The organism is Candidatus Enterococcus ikei, assembly GCF_017316105.1.
GTDB lineage: Bacteria > Bacillota > Bacilli > Lactobacillales > Enterococcaceae > Enterococcus_L > Enterococcus_L ikei.
Genome location: NZ_JAFLWD010000039.1, coordinates 1 through 22,000 on the forward strand (window position 1 = coordinate 1; position 22,000 = coordinate 22,000).

19 protein-coding genes are annotated in these 22,000 nt (G+C 33.6%); 15 read left to right on the forward strand and 4 right to left on the reverse strand.

What is annotated here, in order from left to right; all coding sequences use genetic code 11:
- Positions 1-23: 23 nt before the first annotated feature.
- Positions 24-767: a MurR/RpiR family transcriptional regulator gene (locus JZO69_RS14405; protein ID WP_207113533.1), complete on the reverse strand. Its 744-nt coding sequence runs from the start codon at positions 765-767 to the stop codon at positions 24-26.
- A 160-nt stretch (positions 768-927) separates the two neighbouring features.
- Between JZO69_RS14405 and pfkB the strand changes: the two genes are divergently transcribed.
- The 5 genes from pfkB (at position 928) to JZO69_RS14430 (ending at position 5,745) form a co-directional block, all read left to right on the forward strand.
- On the forward strand, positions 928-1,866 hold the full coding sequence (gene pfkB / locus JZO69_RS14410; protein WP_207113534.1) for a 1-phosphofructokinase: 939 nt from the start codon (positions 928-930) through the stop codon (positions 1,864-1,866).
- Between the two features lies 1 nt (position 1,867).
- A complete protein-coding gene (locus JZO69_RS14415) occupies positions 1,868-3,277 on the forward strand; it encodes a PTS fructose transporter subunit IIC (RefSeq protein WP_207113535.1) in 1,410 nt (469 codons plus the stop codon).
- Between the two features lie 24 nt (positions 3,278-3,301).
- Complete coding sequence (locus tag JZO69_RS14420) at positions 3,302-3,757, forward strand: fructose PTS transporter subunit IIA (protein ID WP_207113536.1); 456 nt, start codon at positions 3,302-3,304, stop codon at positions 3,755-3,757.
- Positions 3,758-3,766: 9 nt separating this feature from the next.
- Positions 3,767-4,744 (forward strand): tagatose-bisphosphate aldolase, encoded by a 978-nt coding sequence (gene lacD / locus JZO69_RS14425; RefSeq protein WP_207113537.1) that lies wholly within the window; start codon positions 3,767-3,769, stop codon positions 4,742-4,744.
- Between the two features lie 125 nt (positions 4,745-4,869).
- The gene (locus JZO69_RS14430; RefSeq protein WP_207113538.1) at positions 4,870-5,745 is read left to right on the forward strand and encodes an AraC family transcriptional regulator; all 876 of its coding nucleotides are present in this window, start codon (positions 4,870-4,872) and stop codon (positions 5,743-5,745) included.
- A 182-nt stretch (positions 5,746-5,927) separates the two neighbouring features.
- On the opposite strand, the gene JZO69_RS14435 is transcribed toward JZO69_RS14430, so the two are convergent.
- The 3 genes from JZO69_RS14435 to JZO69_RS14445 all read right to left on the reverse strand — a co-directional run bounded on the left by JZO69_RS14435 (position 5,928) and on the right by JZO69_RS14445 (position 9,480).
- On the reverse strand, positions 5,928-7,241 hold the full coding sequence (locus tag JZO69_RS14435; RefSeq protein ID WP_207113539.1) for a hypothetical protein: 1,314 nt from the start codon (positions 7,239-7,241) through the stop codon (positions 5,928-5,930).
- 156 nt (positions 7,242-7,397) lie between these two features.
- The gene (locus JZO69_RS14440) at positions 7,398-8,717 is read right to left on the reverse strand and encodes a sensor histidine kinase (RefSeq protein WP_207113540.1); all 1,320 of its coding nucleotides are present in this window, start codon (positions 8,715-8,717) and stop codon (positions 7,398-7,400) included.
- Complete coding sequence (locus tag JZO69_RS14445; RefSeq protein ID WP_207113541.1) at positions 8,707-9,480, reverse strand: LytR/AlgR family response regulator transcription factor; 774 nt, start codon at positions 9,478-9,480, stop codon at positions 8,707-8,709. Before JZO69_RS14445 ends, JZO69_RS14440 begins: the two co-directional genes overlap by 11 nt.
- Before the next feature lie 412 nt (positions 9,481-9,892).
- On the opposite strand from JZO69_RS14445, the gene JZO69_RS14450 reads away from it, so the two are divergent.
- From JZO69_RS14450 to JZO69_RS14495, 10 genes are all read left to right on the forward strand, one after another.
- Positions 9,893-11,029 carry a WxLIP family cell surface protein gene (locus tag JZO69_RS14450; protein WP_207113542.1) on the forward strand — a complete coding sequence of 379 codons (1,137 nt, stop codon included), beginning with the start codon at positions 9,893-9,895 and terminating at the stop codon, positions 11,027-11,029.
- Positions 11,030-11,034: 5 nt separating this feature from the next.
- Positions 11,035-11,373: an EF2685/EF0750 family sortase-dependent surface protein gene (locus tag JZO69_RS16825; RefSeq protein WP_207113543.1), complete on the forward strand. Its 339-nt coding sequence runs from the start codon at positions 11,035-11,037 to the stop codon at positions 11,371-11,373.
- 51 nt (positions 11,374-11,424) lie between these two features.
- Positions 11,425-11,655, forward strand: a complete 231-nt coding sequence (locus tag JZO69_RS14460) for a hypothetical protein (RefSeq protein WP_207113544.1) — start codon at positions 11,425-11,427, stop codon at positions 11,653-11,655.
- Between the two features lie 66 nt (positions 11,656-11,721).
- A complete protein-coding gene (locus JZO69_RS14465; protein ID WP_207113545.1) occupies positions 11,722-12,423 on the forward strand; it encodes a hypothetical protein in 702 nt (233 codons plus the stop codon).
- Between the two features lie 101 nt (positions 12,424-12,524).
- Positions 12,525-13,190, forward strand: a complete 666-nt coding sequence (locus tag JZO69_RS14470) for a WxL domain-containing protein (RefSeq protein WP_207113546.1) — start codon at positions 12,525-12,527, stop codon at positions 13,188-13,190.
- A gap of 52 nt (positions 13,191-13,242) precedes the next feature.
- A complete protein-coding gene (locus tag JZO69_RS14475) occupies positions 13,243-13,935 on the forward strand; it encodes a WxL domain-containing protein (protein WP_207113547.1) in 693 nt (230 codons plus the stop codon).
- A 14-nt stretch (positions 13,936-13,949) separates the two neighbouring features.
- On the forward strand, positions 13,950-14,978 hold the full coding sequence (locus JZO69_RS14480) for a WxLIP family cell surface protein (RefSeq protein WP_207113548.1): 1,029 nt from the start codon (positions 13,950-13,952) through the stop codon (positions 14,976-14,978).
- Between the two features lie 24 nt (positions 14,979-15,002).
- Positions 15,003-17,831 carry a hypothetical protein gene (locus tag JZO69_RS14485; protein WP_207113549.1) on the forward strand — a complete coding sequence of 943 codons (2,829 nt, stop codon included), beginning with the start codon at positions 15,003-15,005 and terminating at the stop codon, positions 17,829-17,831.
- Positions 17,832-17,834: 3 nt separating this feature from the next.
- Positions 17,835-20,723 (forward strand): RICIN domain-containing protein, encoded by a 2,889-nt coding sequence (locus tag JZO69_RS14490; RefSeq protein WP_207113550.1) that lies wholly within the window; start codon positions 17,835-17,837, stop codon positions 20,721-20,723.
- A 429-nt stretch (positions 20,724-21,152) separates the two neighbouring features.
- The gene (locus tag JZO69_RS14495; RefSeq protein WP_207113551.1) at positions 21,153-21,839 is read left to right on the forward strand and encodes a winged helix-turn-helix domain-containing protein; all 687 of its coding nucleotides are present in this window, start codon (positions 21,153-21,155) and stop codon (positions 21,837-21,839) included.
- The last annotated feature ends 161 nt before the right edge of the window (positions 21,840-22,000 follow it).

The window sequence follows — 22,000 nt, forward strand, 5'->3', positions numbered from 1 at the left end:
GAGTATACGTCGTTTATTTTTTATCAAGTTGTTCTTATTGCATAAGAATCAAGTAATATTCTAGCCATAATCGAAAGAGGTAGTCTTGATCTTACTTCATATTCTGGGAAGTAGGAGCCTTCTGACTTAAATCCAGTGAAAACGATTTCGGATAATTGTGCTAAAGAGCTGCTTGAATTAGCCGTTAAAGTAATCGTACTAACGTCATTTTTCAAACAATTTTTTACAGCGGTGACCAACTCAGAGGTTTCACCATTCAAAGAAATCAAAAGTACAATATCGTTTTTTGTGATTTTTTTACTCATACTAGTAATAATATTGGGATCAGCATGCATTTCACAATATTTTCCTGAAAGCTGAAACTTTACCATCATTTCTTGCGCAATCAATTCAGAAAAGCCACGGGCGAAAATCACAATTTTTTGGGCAGCTTTGATTTTTTGAATCGCGTCTTCAATACTGCCACTATCCAGCATATTGATTGTGCGAATCATTTCCTGCTCATTTTTCAAAATCGCTCGTTTGATTTCAGCATCGATTTTCTCCACACCAGAAAAGTTGATGGTTGTATTGGATTGATCTTTTAAGTGATGTTTGAAAGAAGTAAAGCCTTCATAACCTTTCTTTTTCATTGCTCGAACGATCGTTGCGGTAGAGACATTTGCTTTTTCACTTAGTTTAACGATGGAATAATTTGGGATATCAATCAGGTGTTTATCAATAAAATCCCATAAGTATTTTTCTGATTCACTTAATGCCTTTTCCATAATCAAGATTCCTCCACTCTACTGCTTTTTCATACCTATCTTACCATTTTCAGCTGAGATAAATAAAGGTTGTATCATTTTTCAGCTGATTTATGTGATTATGAAAACATTTACATAAGAAAATAGCTGATAATACAAGTGTGAGGAAAGGGGGAGGAAAATGGTTCAACTATATACTTGTACAATGAATTTAGCGATCGATCTATTTATAGAGACAGAAAGAATGGAACCTAAAGTAGTTAATCGTACGATCGATGATGATATCCAAGCAAACGGTAAAGGGGTCAATGTTTCCTTAATACTCAAAAAACTAAAAACAGACAGTACGGCGCTTGGGTTTAGTGGTGGTTTCACCGGGCGTTACATTGAAGAATTTTTACATGAAAGAAAAATCCCGACACGATTTATCCATGTGAGAGAAAATACCAGAATCAACGTTTTCACCCAAGTCAATCAAGAACAAACTGAATACAAACTTGTCAATAAAGGGCCAAACATCCCTAGAGAAAAAATCGATGAACTATTAAAAATAATTGCAATGATTGAAGCTGGTTCTTATCTATGTGTTTCTGGAAGTTTGCCTCAAGGAATTTCGGAAACGATTTTATTAGAAATCAGCCGAATCGCGCAGGAGAAAAAGTTTCATTTAGTGTTGGATAGTAGCTATCAAAGTGTGATGGATTGTTTGATGTATCAGCCTTATTTGCTTAAACCCAATGAAGAAGAATTGGCTAGATGGTTTGGAAAAAAAGAGATTTCTCTAGAAGAAAGTCCTGTGTACTTGAAACGCTTGATCAAAAAAGGGGCTCAAAGAGTATTATTGTCTTTTGGCGGTGAAGGTTGTTTTTATGCTGATAAAGACAGAATCATTTACGGAAATGCACCGAAAGGGAAAGTCGTCAATACAGCATGTGCAGGAGATACGTTGCTGGGGACTTTTATTAGCGGCTTATTGAATGGTGAAGCGTTAGATGAAACGCTAAAACATAGCATTGCAGCAGGTAGCTCGACCGCATTTAGAAAAGGGTTGACAGATTTTAGTGATACGACTGACCTAGAAAAACAAATTAAAATCAAAACAATAGAAGGGAAGATCTAATATGACAAAGTATCAATTGATTGCAGCAACTGGTTGTCCCACAGGAATCGCGCACACATATATGGCGCAAGAAGCATTAGAACAAGCAGCAAAAGCAAAAGGCATCACGATCAAAGTTGAAACGCATGGACAAATCGGTGTTGAAAATGAATTGACGAAAGCTGAGATCGAAGCGGCCGATGCAGTCATTATTGCAGCAGATAAAGATGTTCATGCAGAACGTTTTGTAGGAAAGCGAGTTATCGAAGTACCAGTTAGTAAAGGGATCAAAGAAGCTAGTCAGCTGATTGATGATGCACTAGCTGGAAAGGGAAAAATTCTTGGCGGTGATAAGTCAGTTAATGTTGCTGATTTAGAAGAAAAGGAAAATGAGGTTAAAGGAATCGGTCATAGCATTTATAAAAACTTGATGAATGGCGTTTCTCATATGTTGCCATTTGTTGTTAGTGGTGGTGTCTTGATCGCTATTTCATTTTTATGGGGGATTTATTCTGCTGATCCTGAAAGTGCCCAGTTTAATCAATTTGCTGCAACATTAAAAGAAATCGGCGGTTTAGCAATGGGCATGATGGTGCCGATTTTATCTGCTTATATTGCAGAAGGGATTGCTAAACGTCCTGGTTTAGTGGTTGGATTTGTTGGTGGGTTGGTAGCAAGCAATGGTGGTACTGGCTTTTTAGGAGGAATCGTTTCTGGTTTCTTAGCAGGTTATGTGGTGTTGGGATTAGTTAAAGTATTTAAAGTTTTACCCAAATCATTAGATGGTTTAAAAGCAATTTTCTTATATCCGGTTTTAGGTGTAGCAATCACAGGGATGATCATGTTTGGCATTGCTGGACCGATGTCAGCGATCAATGAAGGTATGATGGATTTTCTAGCTGGGTTTGAAAATTCGAGTCCTTTAGTTTTAGGGATTATCGTCGGTTGTATGTGTGCGTTTGACATGGGTGGCCCTGTCAATAAGGCAGCTTATGTCACAGGAACAGCGCTTTTAGCACAAGGAAATACAAGTTTTATGGCAGGCGTTTCTGCAGCTTGTATCGCACCACCATTGATTACAGGATTTGCGGTTTTATTTTTCCGTAAATATTTTGATACAAGCGAACAAAATGCTGGTTTGGTCAATTTTATTTTAGGCTCGACGCATATTACAGAAGGAGCAATTCCATTTGCTGCAAAAGATCCTTTACGGGTTTTACCAACGATGATGTTAGGTTCATCAATTGCTGCGGTTTTAACGTATATGTTTAAAGTTCAAGTACCAGCGCCTCATGGTGGATTTCTGGTATTACCTGTAGTTACTCATGGTTTGTTATGGGTATTGGCCATTTTAGCAGGATCAATTGTTGGCGGATTCATACTAGGCATGATCCAAAAACGTCGAATTGAGAAATTAGAAGTAACAGTTTAAGTGAGAGAAAGAGGTTGAAAATAAATGGTTTTATTAAATGAAAAACACGTTTTTGTAGAAACACCAACTGAAACGAAAGAATCTGTTCTTCAATTTTTAGCACAAACCGCTCAAATGTTGCAGATAACGACTGATGATTCAGCAGTTTTAGCAAGTTTTAATGAACGAGAAAGCCAAGGTAGTACAGGAATGATGGACGGTTTTGCCATTCCTCATGCAAAAAGCGCAGCAATCAAAGAAGCTAGTATTCTAATTGTAAAAACCAAAAATCCGATTGAATGGGACAGTTTAGATGGTAAACCAACCGAAATGATCATTGCCTTATTGATTCCAGAAGAAGAAGCAGGAACGACCCATCTAAAATTATTATCCAAAGTTGCACGGCTATTAATGAAAGACGAATTTAAAACACAGTTGAAAGAATTAAAAACAGCAGCAGAAATCGCTGAATATGTGAATCAACAATTAATTGAGGAGTGAGCAATAACGATGAAAAAAATGACAGAATCTAAATTAACAGCCATGAACCAAATGAGTAATAAAGACGGAATCATTGCCGCACTTGCGATCGATCAACGAGGATCATTGAAAAAAATGATTGAAAAATCTTCTGGGCACGAAGTAGATGCAGAAGCAATCATCACGTTTAAAGAAATTGTTTCTCGTGAACTAACACCCTACGCTTCAGCGATTCTTTTAGATCCAGAATACGGATTACCAGCAGCAAAAGTTAGAGATCAAGAAGCTGGGTTATTAGTGGCTTATGAAAAAACCGGATATGATGCCAGTGAACCAGGACGTTTGCCTGATCTTTTAAGTGAGTGGTCAGTAAAACGATTAAAAGAAGCTGGTGCTGATGCGGTGAAATTTTTGCTGTATTATGATGTGGACGAAAGTAAGGCGATCAATGAACAAAAACATGTTTTTATGGAACGAATTGGTTCAGAATGTGTTGCCGAAGGGGTGCCATTTTTCTTAGAATTAGTTTCATATGATGCAGTGATAACCGATGTATCAAGTAAAGAATATGCTAAAATCAAACCGCATAAAGTCATTGAAATGATGAAAGAATTCAGTAAACCGCGATACAATGTTGATGTGTTGAAAGTGGAAGTTCCTGTAAATATGTTGTTTGTTGAAGGCTTTGGTGAAGAAGCTTGTTATTCAAAGGAAATGGCGAAACAATTATTTAAAGAACAAAGTGAAGCAACAGAGCTGCCATTTATTTTTCTAAGTGCTGGCGTTAGCAGTGAGTTATTTCAAGAAACATTGTACTTTGCAAAAGAGGCAGGTTCGACTTTTAACGGTGTTTTATGTGGTCGAGCAACTTGGAAAGAAGGAGTAGCACCTTTTGCTAAAGAAGGAAAACTAGCTGCCGAGCAATGGATGAGAACTATAGGCAAGGAAAACATTGAATCCTTGAATCGTGTTTTGAAAGAAACCGCGACACCATGGATGAACAGATAAAACGAATCTGCGTAAAAGACAATCTGCTACTATTAGGGATTGTTTTTTTTTTTTGAACAAAATAAGTTGTAAATAACGAAAATTTTGATAAAGTAAGAAGTAAGGGAAACAATCGGAGGCAGATCATGAGCGTATATTTAGAACGACCAGAATTTGAAGAAAATATTCTTTTCAGAGCATTTATCAATGATGGCATGACAATTGTTTACCCTCATTGGCATAAGGAAATCGAAATTATTTATTCTATACGCGGTACCGTCAATATTGGTGTTGGGGATGAAATCGTTCATGTATCAGAAGGTGAGCTCTACTTTTTTGCTAGTGGTGAACCTCATTATTTCTTAGCTTCTCCTGATAGTGAACGAATCGTTTATCAGTTTGATTTAAGCTTATTCGATGAGAAAAAGTTGAAAACAGCGAATGATTGTTCCTTGATTGAACTATTTGAAGCAGGAGAAAAACATAGCTCTAATTGGTCAAAATCACTTTATCTTGATATAAAAAAACTATTACAGCAATTATTTGAAGAATATGAAAAAAACAAACAAGGACAGAATTATGCACTGTATGGGTTATTGTTTCAATTAATCACAACGTTTTACAGAAGACTGCCTCAAACAAAAACTGAAGTCAAAAAAGGAGCCAAAGCTTCTACAATAAAATATAAAGAAAACTTAGAACAGCTAGATCGCATTTTTACTTATGTAGAAAATCATTATGAAGAGTCGATTACGTTAGAAGACGTAGCAAAGTTTAGCGGATTTAGCTCTTATTATTTTACGCGCTTTTTTAAAGCAAATACTGGAACAACCTTTATGAGTTTTTTGACAGAATACCGAATCAATCAAGCGAAGTTTATTTTAGCTAATGAAAAAGTTCCGATGATCGAAGTAGCGGAAAAGGCTGGATTTGCTAGTGTGAAGACCTTTCATCATGTGTTTAAAGAACAAGTGGGGATTTCGCCGTTGAAGTATCAGAAAAGAATTTTAACGACTGTGTAAGATGGGGAAATAGTCGAGCTGCTGGGAAAATGAATGTTAATTAAAGGCTAGATCAATTTCTCAATGGTATGATCAGAATTAGAAGATACTATAAGAAAACAAAGCACAAAATGTTCAACATTTAGACTTGAACGTTTTGTGCTTTGTTTGTCGTTAACTATAATCGATTTGTGATCCCTCATCTAGTTGTGGTTTGAGATTTCTTCTTTGTTTTTACTTAATGACAATTTAAAGTTCACTATAAAATCATTAGCATTTGTATGAAAGAAAAAGGTAGTTCCTTTATACTGGTTCAAGATTTTTTGTACAGCATGAATTCTATTTTCTTTAAAATATCGTTTAGAATTAAGTTTTTTGACAGATAGGTTCTCTAGTGAGCGAGTAGATTTATTCATATTTGTTAATTCAAAAATAAGCTGATGCTCTCCTTTTTTGATTGATAAATATAAACTTTTGGCCCTCATTTCTTTGATAGCAAAATCTAACAGTTTGGATAGACATTGGAGGAGATCAATCAACCGAATTGAAAGGTCACTTTTTTGTATGATGTCAGGTATCTCTAGATGAAGTGCTATCTGCTCCGTTTTACAAGTTTCGATCAAATATAGCAGCAAACCTTGAACAGATGAGATGGGAATATTTCCAAGTTCAGCATAAGGATCTTCGTCTAAAAGTTCATTTGAATAATCAGCAATCGATGCAATATAAGCAAGAGCTTCTTGTGATTCACCTTGTTCAATATAGTCCGCTAAACTTAAAAGAATATTACGATAATCGTGCCTAAATTCATCAGAAACAGTAATTTTTTTCAGTTCTTGATTGTATTGCTCATAGAGCACTTCTTTTTTTTGTAGCTGTTGATAATACTTACTGTATGAATACGCAGTTGCATAGACAATCAAGTTTAAAGTAAGTAGCAAAAAAGTTAAATAAAGGAAGGATTCCACAAAAAAGAATTTTCCAGCCAATTGTTTAAAAGCAGTAAAAAGGCTGATTAAAAAAAGAGCAAATAGTGATTGAAATTTATAGCTTTTGGAGATATGCAAAATAGATTCACTAATCGAATAAGTTTCATCAACTTTTTTTACAACTAAAATCAATAAAAAAAGAATTATTTGCTGACCAAGTAATGAAAAAGGAAAGAGCATCTGGTATTGAGCGGTGGCAAGATAATTCAACTTAAATAGAAAATACAATAGATCATACGTAAAAAGCCAAGCAATCATTCTCAAGGAACTTATCAAAAAAAGAGTGAGAGCCATTAAAATCCAATTAGCCGTATAACGGATAATAAAGAGCACTAAGACCGTATAAAAAATAAAAAACAAGTTGAAAATGAGAGAACTTCTGACAAAAAAATTGATTAGGATTATTGAAATCAATAGGATAGATAACGTAAGTGATTGTTTTGTATTGATATATTTTTTATGAAGTAAAAACCAGATAATTTGGAGATAATTAATAGCAATTAATTCTGTTGCTAAATAAGGTTCCATAATTATTTACTCCTTTGCACCAATTTAGTTTATCATATCAAAAAGTATGAAAAGCCACAATTTATAACTAGTCACGATTACAATACTGAGTTCAATAAAATAGCAACAAAAATAAAAAAAGTAGGAATACGAGAGCTGACCCTAGTTTCCTACTTTTTATTGAGGTATAAATTTTGGTTCTACTAACTTTGATATTGAAAAACTAACAATAAAAAAATTGTCTTTTTTAGATACCTGATAACTGGCTCTTTTATAATTATCAATCAGCTTAGCAAGAATATACAAGCCCTTTCCTTGATGATTTTCTTTAGTCGAAAAATTATTTTGCAAGAGAGAATGGAGTGAAACTTTTTTATCTTTATCATAGGTATTTTTGACCATTACTTTTACAAATTGAGCATCACCTGTGATCGTTATTTCAATCACCTGAAGCTCAGTTTCTTGAACAGCTTCATAGGCATTATCTAATAAAATAGATAAGCAACGAATGAAGTCGACTATATTCATATCGAAATCTGTCAGTTTTTCTGTTACTTGGATTTTTAATTGGATATCTGTTTCTGAACAGCGTTTAAGAAAGTTAGTTAAAAGACCTTGAATCGGAGGATTCTGGATCGCTGCTATGGTTTTATATAGGTTCGGTGTTAGCAACGAGTTTGAATAATCAATAATTGTATGGAGTAAACGAAGTGCTTGTTGCGTATCGTTTGTTTCCAAATAGGATGTTAGTCCAATCAAAAGCTGTTTATAATCATGACGAAACTCATTAGAACGATTGATTTTTTCTCTTTCCTGTTCATATTTTTCATTTAAAATCATAATATACTGTTGCTCATTTTGCCGTTTAACAAGAAGTAGAATATTCCAACTAAGAAAAGCCGTAAAACAAACAATGACGAATGTACTATAAAAAAATGGAGCAGAATATCCTTCTAAAACACTAAGTTGTTGCAGGCAAATTGCTGAGAATAAGAAAAATAAGAGTAAGACAGATAATAAACGATACTTTTTCGGCAATAGATGAATAGTTGCTGTGATATTGAAGCGTTTATTTAAATAATTTGCGAAGAGTAACAGTGAATAAAAAATAAATTGTTGTAAAAAAATAAAAAACTTTAAGTAATTTGAATATGTCTCAGCAGATATCCAATGGTTAATGAATAAAATATCCCAAAAATCCAAAGTCAAAAGCCATGAAATTAAAATGATCGTATTCTCGAAGCTTAAAAATAAGGCTGGAACAACCCAATTTTGAACTTTTCTTGCTTGAAATGAAAATTGAAGAAGAAAAAAAGGAATCAACAATAAAATAATCAAATGATCATCGGTAAAAGTACCAATGATCAACTGAACAGCTAAAATAGCACTCAGAATCATTGTTTCCCGAAAAGACAAGGCTTTTTTATAAGCAAATAACCAAAGCAATTGTAAAAGATTTAGTGATAGTAAAGAAACATAAAAAGGTCTATCTAGCATATTGATACTCCTGCAATCCTTTTTTTACTTTATCAATGATTCTAGTGCCAACAAAAAGCTCTTGGTCACCAGTAAAAGTAATCGTACCGTGTTTTCGATTGATCGATGAAATATTTTCCAGATTGATTATGTAAGACTGAAGTGATGAAAATAAGTACGTTTGCTTTAAATTATTTTTGATTTTACCGATTTTTCCTTCAATGATCAATTCTTCCGTTATTGTTTTGATCAAAACACGACTTTTTAATCCTTTCAATGATTCAATATACAAAATCTCCTTACAATTAAGATAAATCGCTTCATATCCATTCATAAACGTTGTAATATCTTGATCTTGTCTCCAATCGGCTTTGGTCAGAGTTTCCACTTTCAGTAGAACAGTTTCAATTGTTGATTTTAATTCAGTTGAGTCGACAGGGTTCTTTACAAGATACCCTAGCGGAAAAATATCACTATTGATGATTGAAATCGCTTTGTCTTCAAAACTAGTCAGAAAAATAATATTGCATTTTGAATTGATTTGTCTGATTCTGTTAGCTAAATCAATACCTGAATACTGTGTTTTTAAATCAATATCTAAAAAGAAAATATCAGTATCAGAAATGTTTAATGTTGGAATATCTTCCATAAAAAGCAAATGGTTGTCTAAAGGAGATATTTTATAGCGAAAAGAACTAGAGCGGTAGCTTTCAAGATAATGAATGATCCGCTTCCTATATAGGTTATCATCCTCAACTACATAGATTGTTGTAGAGTTAGTCATTATTTTCTCCTCCTTTTTTTAAATTAAAAAAATAAAAAAATATTTTTAATATATTCTAGAATATAATGATAGAAAAAGAAAGGTTTTAATAGATTTAAAAATGAAAAAGGCGCTAGATGTAACAAGATAACGCTTACTTGTTATTTTTTCATATAACAAAAATAATATTTGTAAATAAAAAAATGAAATGTAATTAGAAAGCGCTTACTTGTTGTTTTATTTGTTATGAGGTAATTGTACTATGAATGAGTTCATTGATAAACAAATATGAATAGATCATGCAAAACCAATACTTGATCGCCTAGAAAAAGATGAAAATAGACAATGCCTAAAAGTATCGTAAGTAATAATTCCTATTTTCAATCAAGGCTGAATGTCTCATCCATCTTTTACATTTAGAAAGGAAGTACATATGATTACGCAGTTAAAAAAAGTCACAAAATATTGTAGATACGTCTTACTAGTCTGTAGCTTACTACTTATTTCACCAATCAAGTCAATGGCTGCTGAAAAAGAGACAGATCCGTTAGGATTCGTTGTTCAAGCAATTAGACCTGATACACAAATTGAAACCAACAAATCTTATTTCTTTATCGAAACTCAACCTGATGAAACACAAGTATTAAAAGTAAAAGTCAAATCGACTCAAAAAGATCCAGTCAAGATCAAAGCGTTTATAGCAAATGGCACGACAGGATCAACAGGAAATATTGAATATGACGAATCAATAAAAGAACTTGATGAAAGTTTGAAAGCTCCATTAACTGAATTTGTCCAAATCAATGAACCTGAAATCACATTAGAAAGCTTTGAAGAAAAGATTGTTGAACTGTCCGTTTCACCGCCAAAAGAAAGTTATGAAGGAATCAAGCTAGGAGCAGTTGTTTTTCAAACAGTTGAAGATAAAGAGCAAACAAAAAAACAAACGATCTCGAGTAAATACCAATACAAAATTGGCTTGATCACAACTGAAACAGGTGAAGAGTACGAAAATGCAAAAAAACTAAATCTAACATCAGCTAAACTTGGATTGAAATTAGGTCGTAAACAAGTTGGCGCTGTTATACATAATCCAGAACCAAAAATCGCAGATAATTTAAAAATCGAAGCGACAGTTACGAAAAAAGGTTCAAAAGCAATTTTAAAAAAACAAACAGTAGAAAATGCTCGAATGGCGCCCAATAGTACCTATGAATTTTCGATAGACTGGGGGATCGATGCTATCGATCCTGGCGAGTATACCTTAAATGTTCATGCCCAAAACGATGAAGAAGACTGGAAATGGGAAAAAGACTTCAGCGTTTCAGCTGAGAAAGCAAAAAAGATGAATGAAGAAACTGTTTTCAAGCTAGAATCACCTGATTGGCTTCCGTATGTCGTTATATTAGCTATTGGATCATTTGTAGTAGTAGTAATCGTTTTAACCATTAGAAATAAACGCTGGAAACAAATGGTGCGTGAACGTGCGAGAAAAAGAAAAGCAAAACAAGCTAAAAGAAAGAAGAACGAACAAAGAAAGAGTAAAAAAAGCAAACAAATAAAGGAGTGAAAATAGTGAATCAGAGTCTTAGAAAAATATTAAACAAGCGATTAATCATAATAATACTCTTTTTCAGTCTAACTACTTTTTTTGTACCAACGGCATCTGCAAATCAAATAGGTGAAGCAGAGGTTGGTATCACGTTTAAACAAACAGAAGATGATATACCAGTACCACCACGTGATAATACACCAACAGCCGATAAAGCGGAACCAATCAATAAACGTGTCAAGCTACCAAATACTGGAGAAACAGTGAAACAACTTACTGTCCTGATAGGTGGAATGATTCTGATTGTTACAAGCTTTGCGATTATTTTAGATAAACAAATAAAAGGAAGTATTAATGAATAAATTTTGAAGGGAAAAGAGTTGTGTTTAGTTTAATTAAGGGAGAAAAAAATTATGAGCGTCTATATCTGGCTGTATATATTAGGAGTATGTGGCACAATTTCTTTAGGAATGTTCCTATTTTCCTTGAATCGTGACAGTATTTTATTAAAAAAATTAAAGTTAAAAAAATCAAAAATAGTAGTGAATTGGCTATTATTAGTCGTATCGATTATCTGTTTTCTTTTGATGATCTATGCATATATCTATATACAAAAGCAAATCAACATCTTTAATTTAAGCTAATTATATTTATTTCAACAGTTTACTACGGTAACTTCCTCAAAGATAAAATATGTTAGGAGAAAATCAATGAATAAAAAAGTTTTAGGATCACTCGTTTTAGGTCTATCAATCGGGGCTGTATTATTACCACAAGCAGCTCAAGCAGCAGAAAGAGAAGCAAATACAGGAGTAGGTATTGGATTTAGCAATGATGATGATAACTCAATCATTCCTGGTCCCTATGATGAAGCATTAAGTTTGATCAACAAACCAACGGCTTTCAAATTTGGTACGGAAAATGAAGCAAGTGCACTTAGCTCTGTATACTACCAACAATCAAAAGAAAAACAATACATCGCAGTATATGAAGATCGTGATGCTGATAAGCAAACAAGCTGGAAACTGACAGCTAAATTATCTGATTTGGTTAGCACAACAGATGAAACGAAAAAATTAGCAGCAACAATGACGATGAATTCAGCAAATATTTCTACTTTTGATTTAGAGAGTCAAAGAGATAAAGAAACTGGTAAGTTACCATCGACTATTGGAAAATTACCAGATTTAACAAAATACACTGAAGACAAAGTAACAGGGGTTGCTAAAGTATCTCTAGTAGCAGGAGCAACAGGAAGTTCAGATATCATGGTTGGAACAAAACCAGGAACGAAAGGATTTGCTTCTGAAATTAGAAATGTACAGTTAGCTGTAAATTCTGGTCAAAAAGAAGATACAAACGGTAAACAATTTACTGGTACTGTTAGCTGGTCTTTAGAAGATACAATCTAATTTAAACGTATAAAAATAAAAAAACACAATAAATAATATTTTAATCTTGAGGGAAGTTGTCGTAGTAAGCTGTTGAATAGATATATATGGAGGGAATTTTTATGAACAAAAATATAGTAGTAAGTTTCTTATTAGCAATGACATTAGGTGATACTCTATTGCCAGTCGCAGCCAAAGCAGATGAGTTAAAATCTGATATAACGGTAAATGTTGATGCTGGAACAGGAGCGGGACCTGCAGAAGAAGAAATATCAGAAAAAACACCTCGTGATGGAGAATTTATCATCAAAGCAGTGTCAGACTTTAATTATCCTTCTGTTCCTTTAGGAGAAACAAGAGCTGCAACGATTGCCAAAGATAAAGCATATGGGATTGAAGTCGTTGATGTAACGGGAAACGGCACTGGTTGGAACGTCAAAGTAGCGATGGACTCATTCAAAGTGAAAGGCGGAGTAAATGACGGAGAAGACTTGAAAGGCTGGGAATTAACGATTCCAACAGCTGAAGTTACCTCAAAAAGCGCATCTATACGTCCCGAAAATACACCAGTCGGAAAAGAAGCAAAGATTTCAGGCACGTTATCCAGCGTAGTTTTCAAAGCTGATGCAGGCAAAGGAATGGGCCGTTATACAAATATTTTTGAACGATATGCAGATAATCAAGAACCAACAAGAACAACAGGTGTTCAATTATCAATTCCTAATACAGCACGTAAAGCAAGCTATATCGGGAAACTGAACTGGACATTAACAAATACACCAAATTAAAGCAAAGATAAGGAGTGTTTGTTGGTAAATCAAAAATGGAGGATAGATAATAGTGAAATCAAAATATTTAAAAGTTGCTTTAGTGGGTTTAGTTATATCACCAGTCTTTGTAGCAGAAACTGGATTAGCAAAAACCAGCGACGCTTTAAAATCAGATATTGATGCAGTCATTATCGAAGGGAAAGAGAGCCCCGTTCCTCCATCGTTTGGTCAAGATCCAGAAGATCCAGCAAACAACGGTACGAACAGTTCAGGCTTGTTAAAAATCGATCGAGTTCCAAACTTTAGTTTTGGGAAAGTCGTTAGGAGTGGATTGTATCAAGAAGAATATGCAATCAATTCTAATCCATATATTCAAGTGTCAGATTTAAGAGGCAACTTAAGTGGATGGTCACTTTACGCGAAGATTTCTAACTTTGTTTCCGAACCCACATCGAAAGATCAAAAAAGATACTTATTGAGTGGCGCGAATTTAATGATACAAAAAGGAGATATTCAGGAATTTAACTCTGAGTATGCAGCTCCTCCCAAAAGCCACTCTGTTTCTTTGAACAAAGATTTACAAAAAGTGATGTCAGCAGATCAAAATGCTGGTCAAGGGGTTTGGGCAACAAGATGGAAAAGTGAAAAAGGGGTAAATAAAAAGATTAAACTGGATATTTTGCCTAATACTGCTAAGGCAGGGAGAGATTATACTGCAACAATCTCTTGGAAATTAGCAGATGTTCCAAGTGCAGAAAATTAGATGGAGAGTAATAAATGACATTTTTTAAAACAATAAAGTATTGCCTGACGATAGTTTTTATGGTGACACTCGTAAGTATTTGTGATCGCGTATATGCGGATGGAATGGGCTATTCAGTTCAAGCGGTCATTCCAGAAAACCAAATCGATCAATCGAAAACGTACTTTGACTTGAAAATGAACCCTGGACAAACCCAGAATATAGAGTTAGAAATAAAGAGTTCTAGTGAAGAGACATTAAACTTAGCTGTAGTACCATACATAGGCACAACCAATCAAAATGGAGAATTAGAATATAGTGTTGAACCTGAAAAAAATGACTCAACCTTAGTTTATCCAATTACTAGACTCATTTCAGGGCAACAAAAAGTGACACTAAAACCGAAAGAAACAAAAAGAGTGACCTTTACTTTAAAAATGCCAAAAAAAGCATTTGAAGGAAAAATAGTTGGAGGCTTTAACGTTTACGATGAGGCAAATGATGCAACAAACGAGTCAAAATCAAAGAAAAATGACGTTCAAATAAAGAATGTTTTTTCTGTTGTGATTGGGATCCAATTACGGGAAAATTTGGATAAAATCAAACCAGAACTCAAGCTAAATACGGTCAAAGCAAGTTTATTCAATTACAGAACAGCAATTATCGCTAATCTTCAGAATACCCAGCCTGAGTTTATTAGTGAATTATCAGTCTCAACAAAAGTAAGGAAACAGAATTCAAAAAAAGTTATTTATGAAGCAGAAAAATCAGACATGGCGATGGCGCCAAACTCGAATTTTAATTTTCCAATTTCATTAGAAAATCAAGAAATAGAAGCAGGAAATTATGAGCTAGAGCTGATTGCTCATTCTAAAACAGAGAATTGGCGCTTTACAAAAAAATTTAGAATTACAGAAGATGAAGCGGTGCAATTAAATACAGAAGCCGTAGAAATCGAGACTGAGACAGGCAATATGTTTATTTGGATCATCGTGCTATCTATTAGTTTAGTAATGCTTCTATTATTAGTGATTATCTTTTTAGTGTGGCGACGTAGAAAATAAAACTAAAATGAAGGTGAATAAGCAATGAGAGGGAAGAAAATAGGGTATGTAATTTTGTTTATAGTTAGCTTGTTTATTTCATCGGAAATAAGCTATGCTGCTGAGGACGTAAGTGAGTGGAGTAAGCTTGGTAGATTATCAAATGAATATCTTTTATCTAGCAATGGAATGGCGTATGATGCAACCACAGGAGAACAAATCAACATGCACTCAGATGTTATCCAATTAAATTATATTGGACAAAATATTAAGAATGACGTGAGTATTGACAGCTACGTTCCGAAAATCAACGTCTACGAAAATTTTTCTAGAGGAGCAACGTTGCAAGTAAAAAATATGGGAGTATACAAGGGGCAATTATTAGCAATTAGAATTAAGAGCCTTTCTCCCTTACTTGTAAAAATAGGTAGTGAAAGACTGTTGAATATTACGAGAAAAAATGAGTACTCAATGCGCTCTCAGATATCACCTCGTATACCACCTTCTACACCAGACATCAGCTATACAGTGGTAGATCAAGTAACAGGAAAACCAATATCTGACAATGTGAAAACCATGGTAACGATCGGTGGTTCTACAAACTGGGGTGACTATGTTTACGCTCATGTCATTCAAAAAGATAGACCTATCATTGCTTTAATTTCGGAACCAGGGACAAGCTTATTTAGGTCTACAATAGATGGTGAGAATAGACATATTGCTCGAGGTGGTGTAGTTGGTAATGATTCTGTCCTATTTGAGATGGGTGTGTTAACTCGTCTAGATGAAACAACAGAGATGAGTATGTACTCTTTTTTTCCAGCCATAATTCCCAGCATTCAGCTATTTGATTCTCGGACCAAAATAAAACTTCCTAGAGATTATTCTTCATTGTCTGTTACATCAGTGGACAATGGGTCAGGTAATTTAGAGTATACAATTGAGCAAGAACTTCCTAACCAATTAGAAACCGCTTATTATCCTGAAAAACTTGAACTAGATTATTCTAAAGAAGCAAGCGATTTAAAGTTGTCAAAACCAATTATTTTTTCTGAAAATAAGACAATTGCAGCGACCGAGTACAATTATAGTAATAATAAAGTGACGTTTCCGAAAACATTTTTACAAAAATATGCAGGAAAAAATATCCAAATAAAATTCAAAAGCGCGATTGATTATTCAACTAAACAGATGTTAACGTATTACGACAAAACCAAGCGAAAGTTCAATTTTACGCTGTCGCTAAAAAGTACTAGTACAAAAAACGCTGTTAGTAAAACAGAAATTGAAGTGACTAATAACGGAACGGTCAGCTATCCTTTAGTATTAAAAGCAGAAGGGGCTAATAAAACGGTGGCACTTAAAAGTTCTACTGATAATTATAATGCAGCCGATTTTATCACAAATTTGTCTAGTAATTTTCCAAACGATACAGTCGTTCCAACGTTTAAAAATAAAGTCGAGTTTAAAACCGAAGGGAATGTGAATATCCCTTTTATGTTGAAAAGTGGACTATTAGGAATAGAAAAAGAAATCATAGTTCAAGCCAATATTTCACAACCTGTTACCGGATCATTTTTTGAAAACCAAGCATGGCTTATTGAAGAAATAAACAGACAACTTTCTCCTAAAAAAATAGACGAAGATTTGTATATGTCCGATTTACTAAAAATAACGTCAATTTCAAATCGAACTACAGCAAGTTTTAAAGGACAATATATCCCCAAAACGATTGCTGCATTAGAAAATTTAGAAATGTTGGAATTAAAAGATAAGCAACTTAGTGGTTCTTTACCAGATGAGTTAGGTGATATGACTAAGCTAACAAAGTTATCAATATTTGGTAATAGTTTTTCTGGAGGAATTCCTAAAACGTTATCTAAACTAAAAAATTTAACTTTCTTAGCTTTGGATGATAATAAGCTAACTGGCACTGTTCCTTCTGGACTAGAACAATTACCTGAATTGAAACAAGTTTACCTTAATAAAAATGCCTTAGTAGGAAACCTACCGAACTTTAGTTTAGGGCCTTTTTCCAATTTTAATATAAGTGAAACGCAGTTGACCTATAATGATGAAGTTCCGCCAAAATTTATCACTAAATCAACACAGTATCAAGACACATTTGTAACTGGAGCTAAAAACCTATCGTTAAAAGGTACTGAGATTATATGGGTAACTTTGCGTAGACCAATATTAAAACCATTTGATTCAACTAGTGAAGGGTACCTTAATCTTCATGTGCAAAAAGCAGATGGAACAAAAGTAAATCTATATTCAGGACATACCTTCAAAATCTTTCTAAAAAACTGGAATAATGGGGGAGATTACTTGATGTATGATGGTCCAGCTGATCCAAATTTTCAGATGGTGTTTCATACTGGAGAAAGTTATAAGGTCGTAATGGATAATGCTGATAAAAATCCAAATAATATTTTTGAGTTTCAGCCCCAACAGCGTATGTCTATGCTGACTGAAGTGCCAAAAATGATGACGTTGGATTTGAAAATCGGTGATTTGAGTTATCAACCTGTGAAAATTTCAAATGGTGAGAGCTTAAGCATTTTTGATAATCGTCTAAACAATCAATGGCAATTAAAAATCAAGACTGATCCAATAATGAGTAAAACAAGAAGATTGATCGGCAATTTTTATTACAAAGGGTCTGATGGTATACCTGAAAGAGTAGGGGGGAACGGATCTTTCAATTTAATCGAAAGTGGAAGGAGCAATCCGGATTTAGGAATTATCGATTTCACCAAAGAGTGGGATGATAATCGAGGATTGTTTTATAAACAAGAAAGCACTGCTAATTATAAAGATGACTATGCTGGCAAAGTTGAGTGGCAATTAGTGGATGCTCCAGCAGGATGACAGATGAATGCTATGTGGGAATTAAAGAGAGGGGAACGACCTTATTTGATAAAAAATAAAGTGACTAATATTATATTTTTATTCATCCTATATTTAGTTGTATGGGGAAGTCCATTAGTTGCCCATTCAGAACGAACGTTGAATGACAATATGTATGTTTCTTTCTCAACTTTAGATGAAGGGTATGTTTTAGATGTCTCAGGTTCTACAGGTAAATTAATTACTTATCCCTATCATGGACTAGGAAACCAGTTACTTTCCTTTAAATACAGACCGGAAAAAGATGGATACATTATTCAATTATCTAAAGATGAACAAAGAATTTTAACACTTGGTTTGAATAATCAAGTGAGTAGTATAACGGTTGAAAAAGTGATTAATAGCTTGAGTATTCTAGAAGATGAAGTGATATGGGACATAAAAAAAGTTTCTGGAAATATTTATTCAATCTCTAATAGAAAAAATGGTCTATATATTACAGTTGATAATGTGACATCTATGCTTCCCATTTCAATGAAAGCTAATAATAATAGCAACTCACAGAAGTTTAAACTTGAAACAATGCAAGGCGTTTATGCGATTGAAAACCGATGGAACACTAATATGGTTTGGGATATTGAGGGTGGTGTGTACAAAGATAGGGATATTATCGGTTATCCTTTTGGAGGAGTGGGTCAAAAAAATCAAGAATGGTTTTTAATCTACAAGCCGAATGATAATCAGTATGTTTTATCAAATTCTGGAGATAAACGATTGATTGTCGATCAAAAAAGTGCCACAAGCTCACCAAGTACTATGTTAAATAACCTTGGTTTTAATGAAAAGTATGCGAATAAAAATTTATTATCACTTTCGAAAATAACTAGCTTGAATGGCAATATGGTTGTGACAATTAAAAATTGGGCGTCTGGTCTATATTATGAACTCACAGATGTTAAAACGTATGACACAATTGGTCGGGTAATAAAATTAGCAGAAAATAATGAGAGTACAAAACAGCAATGGATTCTAAAAAAGAAAAAAGAATTAGCAATTCCTACTATAAATAATGTCAAAGTAATAGGAGCAATTTCAGGAGAAAGTAATACTTTTTATGCAGGAGAAAAACTAACTGTTAATGGAAGATATACTGATTCAGAATTTAAGCAATTTGATTTGTATGCTCAATTTGACACAGATGCGGCAAAGCTTATTGAGCAAAACATTCCTATAAAAAATGGCACACAAAACTTTTCAGCACAAGTAGACACTTCAGATTATAGAGATGGAGAACACTTTGTGGAGTTTTCTGCAAGGGGTGATGGGATGTTTCAATCAAATAGAGTGGCCTTAAAATATACAATCGTATATCCTACCCCTGTTGGAAAACCTAAACCTCAAGTCATAGAACAATACACAGATATCAATTCGTTAAATGCTAGTGATTTTATAACGGATCTAAAAGATGAAATTGGCAGTAACATTGAAATTACTGGATTGGAGCTAGATACGAGCCTTAAAGGGGATCAGATTGCAGTTGTTTCAATTAAAAATAAATATAAAACAGTTAAGATCGATGTCCCTGTAACTATTTTGCCAAATCCGATTATTACGTCAGATTTTTTTGAAAATCAAGCCTGGCTAATTGATGAAATAAATCGCCAATTCTCAACGAAAGGCAAGAAAATCGATGAAAACCTTTATATGTTTGACCTGTTAAACATTACATCAATTGTTAATAGGACGGGAGCTGATTTTCCTAACCAACATATCCCAAAAAATATAGAGGCTCTTCAAAATTTACAAGTAATAGACTTAAAAGATAAACACCTTAACGGCAGTCTGCCTGATGAGTTAGGGAATTTAACTAACTTGAAGAAACTATCGATATTCGGGAATAGTTTTACAGGAGAAATTCCAAAAACATTATCTAAATTAGAAAATCTTGAATTTCTGGCTCTAGATGATAATAAATTGACAGGAACAGTTCCTTCTGGACTTGAAAAATTAACGAAACTAAAGCAAGTGTATATCAATAAAAATGCACTCGTTGGGATTCTACCTACATTTAATTTAGGACCATTTTACAATTTTAGCATACGAGACACTCAGTTAACGTATAATGAAAAAAATAGTCCAAGTTTCATTAGTAATGAAACTCAGTACCAGCGAACATTTGCTGTAGGAAAGGATAGCTTATCCTTGACAGGCGTCAAGAGTCTTCTAATTTCAGATGATGGAGCAGTCATAAAACCATTTGACCCGATTGACGAAGGTTTTCTTAACCTTCGTGCACAAAAAAAGGATAAGACAGATGTTGAGCTGTATTCAGGACATACATTCAAAATTATCAATAAGGAGAATGGTCAAGTACTATATGATGGGCAAGCAATTAAAAGCAAGGAAATAAAAATTGACTCTGGTACAATTTATCAAGTGATCATGGATGACGCTGTTAAAAATCCAAACAATATTATTGAATTTGGTGTCAATCTTCGAGAATATAAGCTTAGTGAAGTGCCTAAAACATTATCGTTGGATTTGAAATTAGGTGATTCGGATTATCAACCAGTGAAAATTTCAAGTAAAGATAGCTTGAGTGTGTTTGATAATCGTTTGAATAGCCAATGGCAATTAAAGATTAAGCCGAGTGAACTGAAAAGCCAAACGAGAACGATGTTGGGAAATTACTTTTATAAATCAAAAGAAGGTAAACCGGTAGAAATTCTAGCTGGAGACTCGTTTACAACAATTGAAAGTGGAATAAGCGATTCAAATGCAGGAATAATAGATATATCAAAAGAGTGGAATGATCAAAGTGGATTATTTTATAAACAGTCAATAAATGGCAACTATAAAGATAGCTATACTGGAAGAATTGAATGGCAATTAGTAGATGCGCCAACAGGATGACAAAGTAACGAACGTGAAAGAATAAAGTAGGACTATTAAAAATAAATAGGAAAGGAGTGTGGGACAAAAGTAAAAAGCACTTTTGTCCCACACACTAACTACGAATAAACGGTGGAGACAGAAGTAACCTCTTCGGAAATAAGCTGAAATTCACAAAAATTTGAAGAACAATTTTCGCGAATTCCCTCTTATTTCTCGAGGTTTAACACTTCTGTCCCATCCTCTTTTTTATATGATGTATATTGTCTATAAAATCCTGAAAAATACACGATTGTTATTTGATAGCGCATTCATGGTGTTTTTTTTATCTTTAAATAAGTGTAATATACATATAATAAAATTTGTTTGATTTAAAAAAGATAATTACTATTTTTTGTTTCATAATTATTTTTAAAAAATATAAGTTTTTTAGAAGAGGGAGGACGAATCATGTATACGATTGGATACTTGATGGAAAAGAGACAAGAAAAGAATGCACATTTAAATTTTTTAACAGATAAAGGGTGGAATTTGTCTAAAATCAACTTAACGGAACAAACAGATCATCCAATAGAGTTAAATGCTATCATCATTTTTAGTGAGACAATGTCAGAAACTTGTAACTGGTTGATGAAACTAAAGAAACAGGTGAAGATGCCAATTTATTTGTTATCTGCAATTGATGAATCCCGTTCAAATATAGTTTATCTACAATTAGGTGCGGAAGCCTGTTTTCCCATGAAGATGGAAGCAGAGGAACTTTATTACACATTATCGAATTTACTTTCCCATTACTTGAATAACCAGAGGCATTTTTTAGCGAATACATCATCATCAAGAAAAGAAATAGAGTTAATTTCAAGAAATTTAAGTGTACTGATTGATGGGAAACAAGAAGTTTCTTTAACTAAAAAAGAATATAGTGCACTAGAAATTTTATACAATAGTCCAGGCAAAACAATTTCTTACGATGAGCTCAAAGAAAAACTATGGGTTTCTGAAATAAATGGAGAAAATAAAAATTATCGAGTGGCAAATCTGATGTTCCATTTACGCAATAAAATAGAAGCCAGCACAACCAATCCACGGTTTATCAAAACAGTTCGTTCTAAAGGATATATGTTGGATATAAAATAGTATTAGATAAGGATATGAAAATTTAGAGGTGCAATTACTAAAGAATCATTTGATTTAATAGAGTATATTGCTATTATATTATTGCAGTTAGGATAATAGTAAGTTATCAAATCTAGTAAGAATATCAATAATACTAAAATAAAAAATGAATTGGCATCTAT

Coding starts and splice junctions, on each gene's coding strand:
- JZO69_RS14465 (WP_207113545.1), top strand. CDS start 11,722: ATGAATAAAAAAGTTTTAGGATCACTCGTTTTAGGTCTATCAATCGGG.
- JZO69_RS14405 (WP_207113533.1), bottom strand. CDS start 767: ATGGAAAAGGCATTAAGTGAATCAGAAAAATACTTATGGGATTTTATT.
- JZO69_RS14440 (WP_207113540.1), bottom strand. CDS start 8,717: ATGCTAGATAGACCTTTTTATGTTTCTTTACTATCACTAAATCTTTTA.
- lacD (WP_207113537.1), top strand. CDS start 3,767: ATGAAAAAAATGACAGAATCTAAATTAACAGCCATGAACCAAATGAGT.
- JZO69_RS14480 (WP_207113548.1), top strand. CDS start 13,950: ATGACATTTTTTAAAACAATAAAGTATTGCCTGACGATAGTTTTTATG.
- JZO69_RS14430 (WP_207113538.1), top strand. CDS start 4,870: ATGAGCGTATATTTAGAACGACCAGAATTTGAAGAAAATATTCTTTTC.
- JZO69_RS14460 (WP_207113544.1), top strand. CDS start 11,425: ATGAGCGTCTATATCTGGCTGTATATATTAGGAGTATGTGGCACAATT.
- JZO69_RS14420 (WP_207113536.1), top strand. CDS start 3,302: ATGGTTTTATTAAATGAAAAACACGTTTTTGTAGAAACACCAACTGAA.
- JZO69_RS14415 (WP_207113535.1), top strand. CDS start 1,868: ATGACAAAGTATCAATTGATTGCAGCAACTGGTTGTCCCACAGGAATC.
- JZO69_RS14470 (WP_207113546.1), top strand. CDS start 12,525: ATGAACAAAAATATAGTAGTAAGTTTCTTATTAGCAATGACATTAGGT.
- JZO69_RS14445 (WP_207113541.1), bottom strand. CDS start 9,480: ATGACTAACTCTACAACAATCTATGTAGTTGAGGATGATAACCTATAT.
- JZO69_RS14450 (WP_207113542.1), top strand. CDS start 9,893: ATGATTACGCAGTTAAAAAAAGTCACAAAATATTGTAGATACGTCTTA.
- JZO69_RS14490 (WP_207113550.1), top strand. CDS start 17,835: ATGAATGCTATGTGGGAATTAAAGAGAGGGGAACGACCTTATTTGATA.
- JZO69_RS14485 (WP_207113549.1), top strand. CDS start 15,003: ATGAGAGGGAAGAAAATAGGGTATGTAATTTTGTTTATAGTTAGCTTG.
- JZO69_RS14435 (WP_207113539.1), bottom strand. CDS start 7,241: ATGGAACCTTATTTAGCAACAGAATTAATTGCTATTAATTATCTCCAA.
- JZO69_RS14495 (WP_207113551.1), top strand. CDS start 21,153: ATGTATACGATTGGATACTTGATGGAAAAGAGACAAGAAAAGAATGCA.
- pfkB (WP_207113534.1), top strand. CDS start 928: ATGGTTCAACTATATACTTGTACAATGAATTTAGCGATCGATCTATTT.